This window comes from Pseudomonas sp. NPDC089396, assembly GCF_044749545.1.
GTDB lineage: Bacteria > Pseudomonadota > Gammaproteobacteria > Pseudomonadales > Pseudomonadaceae > Aquipseudomonas.
The window spans coordinates 207,577-221,899 of the sequence record NZ_JBIVIC010000001.1; the positions used below are offsets into that span (position 1 = coordinate 207,577).

The 14,323-nt window shown below is 62.9% G+C and carries 13 protein-coding genes; 11 read left to right on the forward strand and 2 right to left on the reverse strand.

Annotated features, from left to right (window positions below; translation table 11 throughout):
• The first annotated feature begins 10 nt into the window (after window positions 1–10).
• From ACIPZB_RS01015 to ACIPZB_RS01025, 3 genes are all read left to right on the forward strand, one after another.
• Window positions 11–1,093 (forward strand): 5-(carboxyamino)imidazole ribonucleotide synthase, encoded by a 1,083-nt coding sequence (locus tag ACIPZB_RS01015; RefSeq protein ID WP_400638656.1) that lies wholly within the window; start codon window positions 11–13, stop codon window positions 1,091–1,093.
• Window positions 1,094–1,201: 108 nt separating this feature from the next.
• Window positions 1,202–1,447, forward strand: coding sequence for a GlsB/YeaQ/YmgE family stress response membrane protein (locus ACIPZB_RS01020; protein ID WP_400638657.1), 246 nt, complete (start codon window positions 1,202–1,204; stop codon window positions 1,445–1,447).
• A gap of 48 nt (window positions 1,448–1,495) precedes the next feature.
• Window positions 1,496–2,029, forward strand: coding sequence for a DUF3299 domain-containing protein (locus ACIPZB_RS01025; protein WP_400638658.1), 534 nt, complete (start codon window positions 1,496–1,498; stop codon window positions 2,027–2,029).
• 125 nt (window positions 2,030–2,154) lie between these two features.
• Here ACIPZB_RS01025 and ACIPZB_RS01030 read toward each other — a convergent pair whose 3' ends face one another.
• Both ACIPZB_RS01030 and ACIPZB_RS01035 read right to left on the reverse strand, forming a co-directional pair.
• On the reverse strand, window positions 2,155–3,051 hold the full coding sequence (locus ACIPZB_RS01030) for a D-hexose-6-phosphate mutarotase (protein WP_400638659.1): 897 nt from the start codon (window positions 3,049–3,051) through the stop codon (window positions 2,155–2,157).
• A gap of 71 nt (window positions 3,052–3,122) precedes the next feature.
• The gene (locus tag ACIPZB_RS01035; RefSeq protein WP_003253317.1) at window positions 3,123–3,521 is read right to left on the reverse strand and encodes an acyl-CoA thioesterase; all 399 of its coding nucleotides are present in this window, start codon (window positions 3,519–3,521) and stop codon (window positions 3,123–3,125) included.
• A gap of 355 nt (window positions 3,522–3,876) precedes the next feature.
• Here ACIPZB_RS01035 and ACIPZB_RS01040 point away from each other — a divergent pair, with 355 nt between their 5' ends.
• The 8 genes from ACIPZB_RS01040 to ACIPZB_RS01075 all read left to right on the forward strand — a co-directional run bounded on the left by ACIPZB_RS01040 (window position 3,877) and on the right by ACIPZB_RS01075 (window position 14,322).
• On the forward strand, window positions 3,877–5,166 hold the full coding sequence (locus ACIPZB_RS01040; RefSeq protein WP_400638660.1) for an MFS transporter: 1,290 nt from the start codon (window positions 3,877–3,879) through the stop codon (window positions 5,164–5,166).
• A gap of 247 nt (window positions 5,167–5,413) precedes the next feature.
• On the forward strand, window positions 5,414–6,412 hold the full coding sequence (locus ACIPZB_RS01045) for a phosphate ABC transporter substrate-binding protein PstS (RefSeq protein ID WP_400638661.1): 999 nt from the start codon (window positions 5,414–5,416) through the stop codon (window positions 6,410–6,412).
• A gap of 139 nt (window positions 6,413–6,551) precedes the next feature.
• Window positions 6,552–8,840 (forward strand): phosphate ABC transporter permease, encoded by a 2,289-nt coding sequence (locus ACIPZB_RS01050; protein WP_400638662.1) that lies wholly within the window; start codon window positions 6,552–6,554, stop codon window positions 8,838–8,840.
• A 17-nt stretch (window positions 8,841–8,857) separates the two neighbouring features.
• On the forward strand, window positions 8,858–10,528 hold the full coding sequence (pstA, locus tag ACIPZB_RS01055; protein ID WP_400638663.1) for a phosphate ABC transporter permease PstA: 1,671 nt from the start codon (window positions 8,858–8,860) through the stop codon (window positions 10,526–10,528).
• Window positions 10,529–10,600: 72 nt separating this feature from the next.
• Window positions 10,601–11,434 carry a phosphate ABC transporter ATP-binding protein PstB gene (gene pstB / locus ACIPZB_RS01060; protein WP_400638664.1) on the forward strand — a complete coding sequence of 278 codons (834 nt, stop codon included), beginning with the start codon at window positions 10,601–10,603 and terminating at the stop codon, window positions 11,432–11,434.
• A gap of 63 nt (window positions 11,435–11,497) precedes the next feature.
• Window positions 11,498–12,268 carry a phosphate signaling complex protein PhoU gene (phoU, locus tag ACIPZB_RS01065; protein ID WP_008097227.1) on the forward strand — a complete coding sequence of 257 codons (771 nt, stop codon included), beginning with the start codon at window positions 11,498–11,500 and terminating at the stop codon, window positions 12,266–12,268.
• Between the two features lie 93 nt (window positions 12,269–12,361).
• A complete protein-coding gene (locus ACIPZB_RS01070) occupies window positions 12,362–13,249 on the forward strand; it encodes a response regulator (protein WP_400638665.1) in 888 nt (295 codons plus the stop codon).
• Window positions 13,250–13,419: 170 nt separating this feature from the next.
• The gene (locus ACIPZB_RS01075; RefSeq protein WP_400638666.1) at window positions 13,420–14,322 is read left to right on the forward strand and encodes a M23 family metallopeptidase; all 903 of its coding nucleotides are present in this window, start codon (window positions 13,420–13,422) and stop codon (window positions 14,320–14,322) included.
• The last annotated feature ends 1 nt before the right edge of the window (window position 14,323 follow it).

The window sequence follows — 14,323 nt, forward strand, 5'->3', positions numbered from 1 at the left end:
GGCTGACTCCATGAAGATCGGTGTAATCGGTGGCGGCCAACTGGGCCGCATGCTGGCCCTGGCGGGAACTCCGCTGGGCATGAACTTCGCCTTCCTCGACCCGGCGCCAGACGCCTGTGCCGCGCCCCTGGGGGAACACCTGCGGGCGGACTACGGCGACCAGGATCACCTGCGCCAGCTGGCCGACGAAGTCGACCTGGTAACGTTCGAGTTCGAAAGCGTCCCGGCCGAAACCGTGGCGTTCCTTTCGCAGTTCGTCCCGGTCTACCCAAGCGCCGAGGCGCTGCGCATCGCCCGCGACCGTCTGTTCGAAAAGAGCATGTTCCGCGACCTGGGCATTCCGACCCCGGCCTTCGCCGACATTCTTTCGCAGCAGGACCTCGATGCCGCGGTAGCCAGCATCGGCCTGCCGGCGGTGCTCAAGACCCGTACCCTGGGCTATGACGGCAAGGGCCAGAAGGTCCTGCGCAAGCCTGAGGATGTGGTCGGCACCTTCGCTGAGCTGGGCAGCGTGCCCTGCCTGCTGGAAGGCTTCGTGCCGTTCACCGGCGAAGTGTCGTTGGTGGCCGTACGTGCTCGCGATGGCGAAACCCGCTTCTACCCGCTGGTGCACAACACCCACGAGAGCGGCATCCTGCGCCTGTCCGTGGCCAGTGAGGCGCACCCGCTGCAGGCGCTGGCCGAAGACTACGTCGGCCGTGTGCTCAAGCAGCTGGACTACGTTGGCGTGATGGCGTTCGAGTTCTTTGAAGTCGACGGTGGCCTGAAGGCCAACGAAATTGCCCCGCGTGTGCACAACTCCGGGCACTGGACCATCGAAGGGGCCGAGTGCAGCCAGTTCGAGAACCACTTGCGCGCCGTTGCCGGCCTGCCATTGGGCTCGACTGCCAAGGTCGGCGAAAGCGCGATGCTCAACTTCATCGGTGAAGTGCCGGCAGTGGACAAGGTCGTTGCCATCGACGACTGCCACCTGCACCACTACGGCAAGGCCTTCAAGGTCGGGCGCAAGGTCGGCCACGCCACCCTGCGTTGCCAGGACATGGCTACTCTGCGCTGCAAGATTGCCGAAGTAGAGGCACTGATCAGCAACTGATCGCGCTTTCGTTCGAACTTCTGCAAGCGGCTTGCCCTCAGAAATGGCAACAAGTCAAAGCGCTGTCTAGGCTTTGGCTTGTTCCATCTTCATCACAGAGGGGTTGCCATGGGCATCATCGGAACTATCTTCATCGGTCTCATCGTTGGCCTGCTGGCCCGCTTCATCAAGCCGGGCGACGACAGCATGGGCTGGATCATGACCATCCTGCTGGGTATCGCCGGCTCCCTGCTCGCCACCTATGGCGGCCAGGCGCTGGGGATCTATCAGGCAGGCCAGGCGGCGGGCTTCATTGGCGCGCTGATAGGCGCGGTGATCGTTCTGGTGATCTACGGATTCATCAAGAAGCGCTGATTACTGGTTAGAATGCCCGGCAATTCAACCGAGTTGCCGAGCATTTTCATGCGTGCGTTTTTCCTCATCCCCTTGCTGCTTGCCAGCACCCTGGCCCATGCCGAGCTGCCTGAAACCGACTGGTTGGAGCTGATGCCCGAGTCGGACCAGCAGGCGCTGGAGCAAATGCCCGAAATCGATCACGACTCACCCGAGGCCATGGGCACCTTCACCGACAAGGGTGGCCTCAAGCAGAGCAAAGGGCTACCGGCGGTGATGTACTCGACCAAGACCGTGGCGGCCATGAATGGCAAGGACATCCGCCTGGGCGGTTATCCGGTGCCGTTGGAAAGCGATGCCAAGGGCAACAGCACGCTGTTCTTCCTGGTGCCGTACCCGGGCGCCTGCATTCACGTACCGCCGCCGCCGCCGAACCAGTTGGTGCTGGTGCGTTATCCGAAGGGGCTGAAGATCGACGATATCTACACGCCGCTGTGGGTCAGCGGGACGTTGAAGGTGGAGAAGGTCAGCAATGACCTGGCGGATGCGGCCTATGCGCTGGAGGCGGGGACGGTCAGGGTGGTGGAGGACGCTGATCTTTGAGGGGCCTGTAAGGGCCCTATCGCTGGCAAGCCAGCTCCCATAGGGATACCGCCGCACTTGAGACCTGTGGAGTACCTGTGGGAGCCGGCTTGCCGGCGATAGGGCCGGTAAAGCCAGCACACCATTCAGATCGCTTCACTACCCATTCTGACCCGCAGCGCATGGCTCGCCCCAGGCCGCAACTCCACCACGTCATCCCAGACATTCGCCGTCTCGATGCACAGCATCCGCTGCCAGCCATCATCGGCCATGTCCGCCAGTTCCTTGGCTCGCTCGGTCCAGGGGTTCCAGATCACCGCCGAACGCGAGCCGCTGCTGGTCAAGGTGATGCGTCGGCCCCAGTGTGGGTCGACGATGCTCAGCGTGGTCGGCGTATCTAGGTAGATTCGGTCGGTCTCACCGGCAAAGGTCAACGCGCCCTGTTGCTGACGCTGTTCCCAGTCGGCCAGGGTTTCGATGTACGCCAGCCCCTCGACGCCCTCTACCCGCGCCTGGCGTACGTCGCTGACCGCGAAGTAACTGTGCAGGGCCTGGCTGATGGTCACAGGGGTGTTGCCCATGTTGCGGCTGGTCAGGCTCAGTTCGAGCGCATCGCCCAGCACCACCAGCAGCTTCAATTCAACGTCATGCGGCCAATCCGGCAGGTCGCCTTGGGCTTCGGGCAGGCCGAATTCGATGCGCAGCTCACTGCCCGACTCCTCGATGCCCAGCAATTGCCAGTCACGCGTGCGCGCCAGACCATGGGCAGGCGCCTGCTCACCGTGGTACATGGATTGAACCGATTGCGGGTTGCGCTGCAGGTTGCCAAACCACGGCCAGCACACCGGCACACCGGCGCGCACCGACTTGCCCTGGCGGAAGATGGCCTGGTCGCTCAGCCACAGTAGCGGTGGCTCGCCAACACGCTGGTAGCTGAGGATCTGCGCACCCTGCTGGGCGATCAGTAGTTCGGCGCGGTCGCTGCTGATGCGCCAGCAGTTGAGTTCGCCGTGTTGCTCGGTTTCGACCTTGAAGGTAGCCATTGCGCTCTTCTCATTGATTGTCCGTGGGTCTTCGACCCGATGACCTGCAATGAGTTTAACGCTCGCATGGCTCAGCGACGAGGCACCGAACGGGTACGGCCACTGCCATCGATGGCCACGAACACGAACACCGCTTCGGTGACCTTGCGCCATTCGCTGGACAACGGGTCATCGCTCCATACTTCCACCATCATCTGGATCGAGCTGCGGCCGATTTCCAGGGTCTGGGTATAGAACGACAGTTGCGCGCCCACGGCTACAGGCACCAGGAAGGCCATGCGGTCGATGGCTACCGTGGCCACCCGACCACCTGCAACGCGGCTGGCCATGGCTGTGCCGGCCAGATCCATCTGGGCAACCAGCCAACCGCCGAAGATGTCGCCGAAACCGTTGGTCTCGCGTGGCAATGCGGTGATCTGCAAGGCCAGGTCGCCTTGCGGGATGGGATCTTCTTGTTCGAGTTCAATCATGCGGTGGGGCCTCTGACCCGTGACGCTTTCGTTGGTGTGGCGAGGGAAAACGATCCAGCTGTAAAAGATACTACGCCGATATCGCTTCGCTGGACGGCCATAGGGAAATTCTGCGAAACCGTCTGACATCAAGACCGGCGATTTCGCACAATATCCCAAGGACGACAGCAACCTTTTCCTACGAACGGCCAGTATATATAGCCAAACGACCAGCGACGACCGCGTATTCATGAATATCTGTAGGGATTTTGTGTCGCTTTCGGCGTAGCTCGGCAATTTGCTATCTTCGCCAGTCCGCCCAATCCAGAAGCCGCGTTGCAAGCGGCCTGCATGACCTACAAGAGAACAACCAGCGATGACCTCCGTGCCGAGCAGTATCGAGCAGCCTTCGCGGCCGCTGACCCGCAGTGACTACAAAACCCTCTCACTGTCCGCCCTGGGCGGAGCCCTGGAGTTCTACGACTTCATCATCTTCGTGTTCTTCGCCACCGTGGTCGGCAAGCTGTTCTTCCCGGCCGACATGCCCGAATGGCTACGCCTGATGCAGACCTTCGGCATCTTCGCCGCCGGTTACCTGGCGCGGCCGCTGGGCGGCATCGTCATGGCGCACTTCGGCGACCTGCTGGGGCGCAAGAAGATGTTCACCCTGAGCATCTTCATGATGGCCCTGCCGACCCTGATCATGGGCCTGCTGCCGACTTATGCACAGATCGGCATGTGGGCGCCGATCCTGTTGCTGCTGATGCGCGTTATCCAGGGCGCGGCGATTGGCGGGGAAGTGCCGGGGGCCTGGGTGTTCGTCTCCGAACACGTGCCTGCACGCAATACCGGGTATGCCTGCGGCACGCTGACCGCCGGCCTGACGGCGGGCATTCTGCTGGGTTCGCTGGTGGCGACGCTGATCAACAGCGTGTACACCCCTGAAGAAGTGGCTGATTACGCCTGGCGTGTGCCGTTCCTGCTGGGCGGTGTGTTCGGGTTCTTTGCCGTGTACCTGCGCCGCTGGCTGCATGAAACCCCGGTGTTCGCCGAGATGCAGCAGCGCAAGGCGCTTGCCGAGGAGCTGCCCCTGCGCGCGGTGCTGCGCGATCACCGTGGGCCGATCATCCTGTCGATGCTGCTGACCTGGATGCTGTCGGCAGGCATCGTGGTGGTCATCCTGATGACCCCGGCGCTGCTGCAGAGCATCTATCACATCAGCCCGACCGACTCGCTCAAGGCCAACAGCCTGGCCATCGTGCTGCTGAGCCTTGGCTGCGTTGCCTCGGGTAGCCTCGCCGATCGTTTCGGTGCCGGGCGCGTGTTCGTCGTCGGCAGCCTGATGTTGCTGGTGAGCTCCTGGACCTTCTACCACAGCCTGCCGACCCACCCGCAGCTGCTGTTCCCGCTGTATGCCGTAACGGGTCTGTGCGTGGGCGTGATCGGTGCGGTGCCTTACGTGATGGTCAAGGCATTCCCGGCGGTGGTGCGCTTCAGTGGGCTGTCGTTCTCCTACAACGTGGCTTACGCGATCTTCGGCGGTTTGACGCCGATGGTGGTGACCGCGCTGCTCAAGGTCAGCCCGATGGCACCGGCCTACTATGTTGCCGGCTTGTGCGCCGTCGGTCTGATCGTCGGCCTCTATCTGCTCGTCAATAAACGCTAAGGCGTCGGTCTTACTGGCCTCATCGCCGGCAAGCCGGCTCCCACAGGAACGACGCCGAACCCTGTGGGAGCCGGCTTGCCGGCGATGGGGCCAGACCTGCTCTGCAACATTTTGAAAGGCCATCCTGGGCTACCAGTGATGGCCTTTCATCCAATTGTCATATTGAAGTCATATCGTGTTCATGCGGCCTGCAGATACTGGGCCCCGATCCATCCAACACCCCCAATATTCCTGCTAGGAGCAAGGCATGAAACTGAAGCGTTTGATGGCGGCCCTCACCTTTGCCGCCGCTGGCGTTGCGACCGCCAACGCGGTAGCCGCTGTCGACCCTGCGATCCCGACCTACACCAAGACCACCGGTGTTTCGGGCAACCTCTCCAGCGTCGGTTCCGACACCCTCGCGAACCTCATGACTCTGTGGGCCGAGGCCTACAAGAAGGAATACCCGAACGTAAACATCCAGATCCAGGCTGCCGGTTCCTCCACCGCGCCACCCGCGCTGACCGAAGGCACCGCCAACCTCGGCCCGATGAGCCGCAAGATGAAGGACGTCGAGCTGCAGGCCTTCGAGCAGAAGTACGGCTACAAGCCGACCGCCATCCCGGTCGCCGTTGACGCCCTGGCCGTGTTCGTCCACAAGGACAACCCGATCAAAGGCCTGACCATGGCCCAGGTCGATGCGATCTTCTCGTCCACCCGCCTGTGCGGTGCCAAAGCCGACGTCAAGACCTGGGGTGACCTGGGCGTGACCGGTGACCTGGCCAACAAGCCCGTGCAGCTGTTCGGCCGTAACTCGGTATCGGGCACCTACGGCTACTTCAAGGAAGAGGCCCTGTGCAAAGGCGACTTCAAGCCTAACGTCAACGAACAGCCTGGCTCGGCTTCGGTCGTGCAGTCGATCAGCTCCTCGCTGAACGGCATCGGCTACTCGGGCATTGGCTACAAGACCGCCAGCGTCAAGACCGTGCCTCTGGCCAAGAAAGAAGGCGGCGAGTTCATCGAAGACAACGAAGCCAACGCCCTGAACGGCTCGTACCCGCTGTCGCGCTTCCTGTACGTCTACGTCAACAAGGCACCGAACAAGCCTCTGGCGCCGCTGGAAGCCGAGTTCGTCAAGCTGGTGCTGTCGCAAGCGGGCCAGCAGGTCGTGGTGAAGGATGGCTACATCCCGCTGCCGGCCAAAGTGGTCGACAAGACCCTGGCTGACCTGGGCCTGTCCCACGCCGGTAACGTTGCAAAGAAGTAACTAACTGAGGAAGAGGCCGGTGCCAATGCCCGGCCTCTTCCAAGCATTCTTGGTCCGAAGCCAGGGCTCCTGAGCGGCGGGCTTTTTTGCGTCAACGCACTGTCATGTTTTTGTCATACGGGACCGCTAGGGTGTGCGCATGAATGATCTGGCCAACTCCACAATGACCCAAAATTCTCCTCCCGTGCGCATTGATTTCAATACGCCGGAGTTGCAACGCAAGCGCCGCATGCGCGCCCTCAAGGATCGCTTCACCCGCTGGTATGTACTGGTGGGTGGGCTTGCCGTGCTGGCAGCCATCACCCTGATCTTCTTCTACCTGGCCTATGTGGTGCTGCCGTTGTTCCAGGGCGCCGAACTGACCAGCAAGAAGGCCCTGGAGCCCACCTGGCTGCAGCAGGATGCCGGCAAGCCGCTGTTGATCGCCCTTGAAGAGCAGAACCTGGTCGGTATGCGCGTTTCGGACAAGGGTCAGGCGCTGTTCTTCGATACCAAGACCGGTAACGAACTCAAACGCGTCGACCTGCCGTTGCCGGCAGGTACGCAGGTAACCTCCATCAGCACCGACCAGCCGGGTAGCCCGATGGTGGTGCTGGGCCTGTCCAACGGCAAGGCGCTGGTGTTCCACCACACTTACAAGATCACCTACCCGGACAACAAGAAAACCATCACCCCTGGTATCGACTACCCGTATGGGCAAGAGCCGTTCGCGCTCGACGACCAGGGCCGTGCGCTGGAACATGTCAGCGTCAACGTCAATGGCGATACCCTGATGCTGGCCGGTTCCACCGGTGCGCACCTGCAGGTGCTCGAACTGACGCGCACCGAGAACATGATGACCGACGAGGTCACCACCGAGCAGAATCGCATCGAGCTGCCACAGATGACCGAGGTGGTGAAGAACATCTTCATCGACCCGCGTCAGCAGTGGCTGTATGTGATCAACGGTCGCGCCACCGCTGATGTCTTCAGCCTGCGCGACAAGAGCCTGAATGGTCGCTACAAGCTGTCCGACAGCGCCGATACCGAAATCACCGCCACGGCCCAGCTGGTCGGCGGTATCTCGCTGATCATCGGTGACTCCAAGGGCGGCCTGGCCCAGTGGTTCATGGCCCGCGACCCGGATGGCGAGCAGCGCTTCAAGCAGATCCGTACTTTCCAGATGGGCAAGGCACCAATCGTGCAGATCGATGCCGAAGAGCGTCGCAAGGGCTTCATCGCCCTGGACGCCGAAGGCAAGCTCGGTGTGTTCCACAGCACCGCGCACCGCACCCTGCTGGTCGAGCCTGCGGCCGAAGGCGCCGGCGTGCTGGCCCTGTCGCCACGTGCCAACCGCATCTTCATCGAAGAAGGCGGCAAGCTGCTGCCGCTGAGCCTGAAGAACCCGCACCCTGAAGTGTCCTTCAGCGCGCTGTGGGGCAAGGTCTGGTACGAAAACTACGACGAACCCAAGTACGTCTGGCAGTCGACCGCTTCGAACACCGACTTCGAACCCAAGCTGAGCCTGTCGCCACTGACCTTCGGTACCCTGAAGGCAGCGTTCTACGCAATGATCCTGGCAGCCCCGCTGGCCATTGCCGCGGCCATCTACACCGCCTACTTCATGGCCCCGGGCATGCGCCGCAAGGTCAAGCCGGTGATCGAGCTGATGGAAGCGATGCCGACGGTGATCCTCGGTTTCTTCGCCGGGCTGTTCCTGGCGCCGTACCTGGAAGGGCACCTGCCGGGCGTGTTCAGCCTGTTCGTGGTCATGCCGGTTGGCATCCTGCTGGCAGGCTTCGGCTGGAGCCGCCTGCCGGAGTCGATCCGCCTGCGCGTCCCGGATGGCTGGGAAGCGGCCATCCTGATCCCGGTGATCCTGTTCATTGGCTGGTTCGCCCTGTACATGAGCCCGTTCCTGGAGACCTGGTTCTTCGGCGGTGACATGCGCCTGTGGATCACCAACGACCTGGGCATCACCTACGACCAGCGCAACGCACTGGTGGTCGGTATCGCCATGGGCTTCGCGGTCATCCCGAACATCTACTCGATCGCCGAAGACGCCGTGTTCAGCGTGCCGCGCAGCCTGACCCTGGGCTCCCTGGCCCTGGGTGCGACGCCATGGCAGACCCTGACCCGCGTGGTCATCCTCACCGCCAGCCCGGGTATCTTCTCGGCGCTGATGATCGGCATGGGCCGTGCGGTGGGCGAGACCATGATCGTGCTCATGGCCACCGGCAACACCCCGGTGATGGAGCTGAACCTGTTCGAAGGCATGCGCACCCTGGCGGCCAACGTGGCGGTGGAGATGCCTGAATCGGAAGTCGGCGGCAGCCACTATCGCGTGCTGTTCCTCGCTGCGCTCGTGCTGCTGATGTTCACCTTCGTCATGAACACCTTGGCCGAGCTGATTCGCCAGCGTCTGCGCAAGAAATACTCGTCGCTTTGATAGAAAGGTAGAGATCCGTGAAAAAGGATTCCCTCAAAGGCTGGTTCAAGAGCGGCGCCCCGGGCGTCTGGATCAGCGGTGGCGCGGTCGCCATGGCGGTCATCATGACCGTCGGCCTGCTGGCTGTGATCGCTGTGCGCGGCCTTGGCCACTTCTGGCCGGCCGACCTGGTCCAGGCTACCTACAAGGTGCCGGGCCAGGCAGACCACATCGTCATCGGTGAAGTGGTACAGAAGGAAGAAGTACCGCGGGCGCGCCTCAAGGGTGCCGGCCTGCCGGTGCCGGACGAAGGCCCGGAGTTCATGACCCGCGAGCTGATCAAGGTGGGTAACCGCGACCTCAACGGCAGCGACTTCACCTGGGTCGTCGGCGAGTGGCTGGTGGACCAGCAGCGTCCGGCCGACCTGATTGCCCTGGAGCGTCGTGAGTGGGGCAACTTCTACGGCTATCTGGTCAGCGTCAAGGAAGAAGGCCGCGTGGTTGCCGAAGGCCCTGCCGCCTGGAACGAACTGCAGACGCGCCTCAAGCGTGCCAACCAGCTCAACGCCGAACTGCAGACCCTGGAAAAGAAAGACATCGGTGCCATCAACCATGGCCTCGAACGCCTGCGCCTGCACAGCCGCAAGCTGGAGCTGGACGGCAAGCTGGACGCCGCCGCCCAGGCCGACATCGAAGCCGAGCGCGCCGAGCTGAACAGCCGCTACAAGGCCATCGAAGACCGCTTGAGCGGCCTGCACCAGGCCTTTGCCCGAGACAGCCTGGTAGCGCGTGACGGCAACGGCCGTGAAGTAGAGATCAACCTGAGCAAGGTGGTGCACGCCATCCAGCCGAACGCCATGTCCGGCTTCACCAAGATGGGCAGCTACTTCGCCAAGGTCTGGGAATTCCTCAGCGACGACCCGCGTGAAGCGAACACCGAAGGCGGTATCTTCCCGGCCATCTTCGGCACCGTGATGATGACCCTGATCATGGCGGTGATCGTCACCCCGTTCGGCGTGCTGGCTGCTGTCTACCTGCGCGAGTACGCCAAGCAGGGCCCGGTGACACGGCTGATCCGTATTGCCGTGAACAACCTGGCGGGCGTCCCGGCGATCGTCTACGGCGTGTTCGGCCTGGGCTTCTTCGTCTACGTGCTGGGCGGTTCGATCGACCGGCTGTTCTTCCCTGAAGCGTTGCCAGCACCGACCCTGGGTACCCCGGGCCTGCTGTGGGCGTCGCTGACCCTGGCGCTGCTGGCGGTGCCGGTGGTGATCGTCGCCACCGAGGAAGGCCTGGCACGTATTCCGCGCACCGTGCGCGAAGGCTCGCTGGCGCTTGGCGCGACCAAGGCCGAGACCCTGTGGAAGATCGTCCTGCCGATGGCCAGCCCGGCCATGATGACCGGCATGATCCTCGCCGTGGCCCGCGCCGCCGGCGAAGTGGCACCGCTGATGCTGGTGGGTGTGGTGAAGCTGGCGCCGTCGCTGCCGGTGGACGGCAACTACCCGTACCTGCACCTGGACCAGAAGATCATGCACCTGGGCTTCCACATCTACGACGTCGGCTTCCAGAGCCCCAACGTCGAGGCCGCGCGGCCGCTGGTATACGCCACCGCGCTGTTGCTGGTGATGGTGATCGCTACCCTCAACCTCTCGGCGGTGTGGATCCGTAACCACCTGCGCGAGAAGTACAAGGCCCTCGACAGCTGAACCTGATTGCAAGCGTGCCGCCCGTGAGTCGGGCGGCCCTTTGAAACGAATTGATAGCGTATGGAGTTGACCATGCAGCAAGAATCCCACACCCACGGCATCGACATGTCTGCCCTGGGTCGCGACAAGCAGAGCCTGCGCCTGGCCGAAGAAACCGTGGCCATCGAAGTCCCCGGCCTGAGCCTGTTCTACGGCGACAAGCAGGCGTTGTACGACGTCAGCATGAATATCCCCAAGCAGCGCGTGACCGCCTTCATCGGCCCGTCGGGCTGCGGCAAGTCGACCTTGCTGCGTACCTTCAACCGCATGAACGACCTGGTCGACGGTTGCCGCGTGGAAGGCGCCATCAACCTGTATGGCAACAACATCTACCGCAAGGGCGAAGACGTTGCCGAGCTGCGTCGCCGCGTGGGCATGGTGTTCCAGAAGCCCAACCCGTTCCCCAAGACCATCTACGAGAACGTGGTGTACGGCCTGCGCATCCAGGGCATCAACAAGAAGCGCGTGCTCGACGAAGCGGTCGAGTGGGCGCTGAAAGGCGCGGCCCTGTGGGACGAGGTCAAGGACCGTCTGCACGAATCGGCGCTGGGCTTGTCCGGCGGCCAGCAGCAGCGTCTGGTGATCGCCCGTACCATCGCCGTCGAGCCTGAAGTGTTGCTGCTCGACGAACCCTGCTCGGCGCTGGACCCGATCTCGACCCTCAAGGTCGAAGAATTGATCTACGAGTTGAAATCCAAGTACACCATCGTCATCGTCACCCACAACATGCAGCAGGCCGCGCGGGTCTCCGACTACACCGCGTTCATGTACATGGGCAAACTGGTCGAATTCGGTGATACCGACACCCTGTTCACCAACCCGGCGAAGAAGCAGACCGAAGACTACATCACCGGTCGCTACGGTTAAGCAGCCTTGCCAGGGAACGACACGAACCACTTGAAGCTTGCAGCTGCTTCGCGGAGCCAAACGATGATCAACAAAGAAAGCCTTACGCACCACATTTCCCAGCAGTTCAACGCCGAACTCGAAGAGGTGCGCAGCCACCTCCTGGCCATGGGCGGCCTGGTCGAGAAGCAGGTCAACGATGCCGTCACCGCGCTGATCGAGGCCGACTCGGGCCTGGCCCAGCAGGTGCGTGAAGTCGATGAACAGATCAACCAGATGGAACGCAACATCGACGAGGAGTGCGTGCGCATCCTCGCGCGCCGCCAGCCGGCGGCTTCCGACCTGCGCTTGATCATCAGCATCTCCAAGTCGGTGATCGACCTGGAGCGCATTGGCGACGAATCGACCAAGATCGCCCGCCGTGCCATCCAGCTGTGCGAGGAAGGCGAGTCGCCGCGTGGTTACGTCGAGGTACGCCACATCGGCGACCAGGTGCGCAACATGGTGCGCGATGCGCTCGACGCCTTCGCCCGCTTCGATGCTGACCTGGCGCTGTCGGTGGCCCAGTACGACAAGACCATCGACCGTGAGTACAAGACAGCGCTGCGCGAGCTGGTGACCTACATGATGGAAGACCCGCGTTCGATCTCGCGGGTGCTGAGCGTGATCTGGGCCCTGCGTTCGCTGGAACGTATCGGCGACCACGCACGCAACATCTCGGAGCTGGTGATCTACCTGGTTCGCGGCACCGACGTGCGCCACCTGGGTCTCAAGCGCATGAAGGCAGAAGTCGAAGGCACTGCGGGTGTAGAGGCCGAAATCGCTAATGTTCCGGCTGAACCGGACGATAAATAAGACTGCTCCCGAGCATCGACGCCCGGCCTTGGCCGGGCGTTTTCGTTTGTGCTTGAGCAGCAGGCAAGCACCCGCGATTCAAGAGGAGTATCGATGAGTAAAGTGAATGTGCTGGTGGTGGATGACGCCCCGTTCATCCGTGACCTGGTCAGGAAGTGTCTGCGCAATGCCTTTGCGGGCATGGTCATCGAAGATGCGGTGAACGGCCGCAAGGCCATGGCCATGCTGACCAAGGAGCCATTCGACCTGGTCCTGTGCGACTGGGAAATGCCGGAAATGTCCGGCCTGGAACTGCTCACCTGGTGCCGCCAGCAGCCCGAGATGAAACAGCTGCAGTTCATCATGGTCACCAGCCGCGGTGACAAGGAGAACGTGATCCAGGCCATCCAGGCCGGTGTTTCCGACTTTGTCGGCAAGCCGTTCACCAATGAGCAGCTGTTGACCAAGGTGAAGAAGGCCCTGAGCAAGATCGGCAAGCTGGAGAGCGCGATGGGCGGCGCACCGGCGCGGGTGAACTCGGCGTTCGCCAATGACTCGCTCAGCGCCCTGACCGGCGGCAAGGTGGAAGCGGCCAAGGTGGCAAGCCCGGCCAAGCCGTTGCTCAATGCGCCAGTGCCGCAAACCGCCGCGTCCGCCGCGCAGTCCGGGCGTGGTCAAGGCCAGTTGCGCCTGGCAAGCGGTATCCAGCCCTGCGTGATCAAGGCCCTGAGCCTCAAGGAAGCGCTGCTGGTGGTGCGCCGCAGCGCAGCATTGCCACAGGTGCTCGAAGGGGCGGTGCTGGACCTGGAGCAGGGTGAGAGCGCCGAGGTGGCGCGCTTGAACGGCTACCTGCATGCCGTCGCGGCGCTGGAGCCGAAGCCGGAAAGCGACTGGCTGCAACTGACCTTCAAGTTCGTCGACCAGGACGCGCAGAAGCTCGACTACCTGTCGCGGCTGATTGCCCGCGGTACTGCCCAGAAGCATTTCACGCCCGGGGCCTGAGCGGGCCCTATCGCCGGCAAGCCGGCTCCCACAGGGACAGTGCTGATCTGCTCTGTGTGGGAGCCGGCTTGCCGGCGGCCCTTGCAGACAACCACCCGACCAACTGCCCTACCACTCCCGGATCGCGCTGCTAGGCTTCGACAGATCACAACTGTCAAAAAGCCACTATCATGCCCGCCGCCGCCCGCTTGCTGCTGTTCTGTGCGTTGCTCTCGGCCTCGGCGTCGAGCCTGGGCGTGACGCTCTACAAGACCGTCGACAACTTCGGCGTGGCTTCGTACTCCGACCGCTACAGCCCCGGGGCGAAAACCTTCGAGCTGAACGAGCCCATGCTCGAGCGCATCGATGGCCAGGTGCGCCTGCAGGCCGAGACCTTCCCCGGCGGCGTGCGCTTTCTGGTGCGTAACGAGCTGTACGTGCCGATGCAGGTCGAGTTGCGCATCGACCAGCTGGCCAATGCCTTTGGTGGCAACAAGCCGCGCAGCATTCGCGCGGTCGTGGGGCCACGCTCTACCAAGGTGCTGAGCTCGGTGCTGGCGGCACCGGGTGGCAAGCTGCAATACGCCAGTAGCTTCCAGTACGCCATGGGTGACCCCGGCCAGCGCTCGCAGGCTTACCGCTATCCCTTCCCGTGGAAGGGCGGGCCGTTTCGCCTGACCCAAGGCCCCAACGGGCGCTTCAGCCACTTCGGCCCCAAGGGCCGCTATGCCATGGACATCGCCATGCCCGAGGGCACACCGATCATCGCGGCGCGCGGCGGCAGGGTGGTGAAAGTCGAGAACGATCAGAGCGGGCGGGGGAGCAACCCGTCGGGCAACTTCGTGCGCATCCTGCACGCGGACGGCACCATGGGCGTGTACCTGCACCTGATGCGTGGCTCGGTGGTGGTGGCGGAGGGGCAGCAGGTGGCGCTGGGGCAGGCGCTGGCCAAGTCCGGCAATACCGGCAACAGCACCGGCCCGCACCTGCACTTCGTGGTGCAGCGCAACGTCGGCCTGGCGCTGGAGTCGATACCGTTTCAGTTCGATCGGCCAATTGGCGGGTTGCCGGACTTTACCGCCGGCAACCCGTGAG